Source organism: Streptomyces flavofungini (assembly GCF_041028215.1).
In the GTDB taxonomy this organism is placed as follows: Bacteria; Actinomycetota; Actinomycetes; order Streptomycetales; family Streptomycetaceae; genus Streptomyces; species Streptomyces flavofungini_B.
Genome location: NZ_JASKYR010001306.1, coordinates 1 through 1,266, shown reverse-complemented (window position 1 = coordinate 1,266; position 1,266 = coordinate 1). Strand labels below are relative to the sequence as shown.

The following is a 1,266-nucleotide window of genomic DNA, read 5'->3' as shown; positions in this document are numbered from 1 at the left end:
TCGGCCCCCGTCGACACCCCGGCCCTCCAGGAGCTGCTCCAGCGGGTCTCCCGGCTCGTCGACGACCATCCCGAAGTGGTCGGCGTCTCCCTGGAGCCCGTGGTCGTGGCCACGCGCGGCCTCTCCGTACTCGGCGCGTCGGTGCGGCTCGCGCCCCCGCCCGCCCGCGACGACCTGGGCCCGCGGACGCTTCCCGGCTACTGAACCCGGCCCCCGGGTGCCGGGCCGCCCGCGGGGGCCCGTGGGCCCCGCGCCGGGCCGTAGGATGGACGGCATGGCAAAGACCGGTACGACGACCCAGGGGCTGCGCGCGGCGATCGAGCGCAGCGGCTACTACCCGGCCCTCGTGGCCGAGGCCGTGGAGGCCGCCATCGGCGGCGAGGCCATCGGGTCGTACCTGGTCCACCAGGAGACGACGTTCGACGCCAACGAGGTGCGCAGGCACGTCACGGTCCTCGTGCTGACCGGCAACCGCTTCATCGTCAGTCACACCGACGAGCAGGCGGCGGACGGCACCTCGCCCACGCCGTACGCGACGACCTCCACGGAGTCGGTCAAGATCGGCCGGATCTCCTCGGTCGTGCTCAGCCGCGTCGTCGCCAACCCCGAGAAGTACGTTCCCGGCACCCCGCCCCGCGAGGTCGTCCTGACCATCGGCTGGGGCGCGGTCTCCCGTATCGATCTGGAGCCCGCGGCCTGCGGCGACCCCAACTGCGAGGCCGACCACGGGTACACCGGCAGCTCCACCGCCGACGACCTGAGCCTGCGCGTCAGCGAGGCCGGGGACGGCCCCGACGCCGTGCGGCAGACCCTCGCCTTCGCCCAGGCGCTGTCCGAGGCCACCGCGGAGACCGCCCGCTGATGTCCCTGCCCGCCTGGGACGACGTGGAGCCGCTCGCCCTCGACACCGCCCCCGTGCCCGCGTACGGCTCGGGATCGCTCGCCGACCTGCTGCCCACGCTCGTCGCCCACCAGGGCGTGCCCGGCCACGCGCCGGCCATCGCCGAGCTCGCCCCCGCCGACCGCAACTGCGTCTTCCTGATCGACGGTCTCGGCTGGGAGCAGCTCAAGGCGCACCCCGCGGAGGCGCCCTTCCTGACGTCGCTCCTGTCGAGTTCGCGGGGCGGCACGGGGCAGCCGCTCACCGCCGGGTTCCCCGCCACCACCGCGGCCTCGCTCGCCTCGGTCGGCACGGGTCTGCCGCCCGGCGCGCACGGCCTGCCGGGGTACACGGTGCGCGACCCCGCCACCGGCGAGCTGATGAAC

General features: G+C 75.3%; 3 protein-coding genes. All 3 read left to right on the top strand.

Annotation, left to right across the window (positions count from 1 at the left end):
- The coding region (locus AB8Z36_RS40650; RefSeq protein ID WP_369218366.1) for an acetate--CoA ligase family protein at positions 1-204 on the top strand (204 nt) is incomplete at its 5' end.
- A gap of 70 nt (positions 205-274) precedes the next feature.
- Positions 275-862 (top strand): DUF5998 family protein, encoded by a 588-nt coding sequence (locus AB8Z36_RS40645; RefSeq protein WP_369218365.1) that lies wholly within the window; start codon positions 275-277, stop codon positions 860-862.
- On the top strand, positions 862-1,266 hold a 405-nt coding region (locus tag AB8Z36_RS40640), incomplete at its 3' end, for an alkaline phosphatase family protein (protein ID WP_369218364.1). The genes AB8Z36_RS40645 and AB8Z36_RS40640, both read left to right, overlap by 1 nt.

Coding starts and splice junctions, on each gene's coding strand:
- AB8Z36_RS40645 (WP_369218365.1), top strand. CDS start 275: ATGGCAAAGACCGGTACGACGACCCAGGGGCTGCGCGCGGCGATCGAG.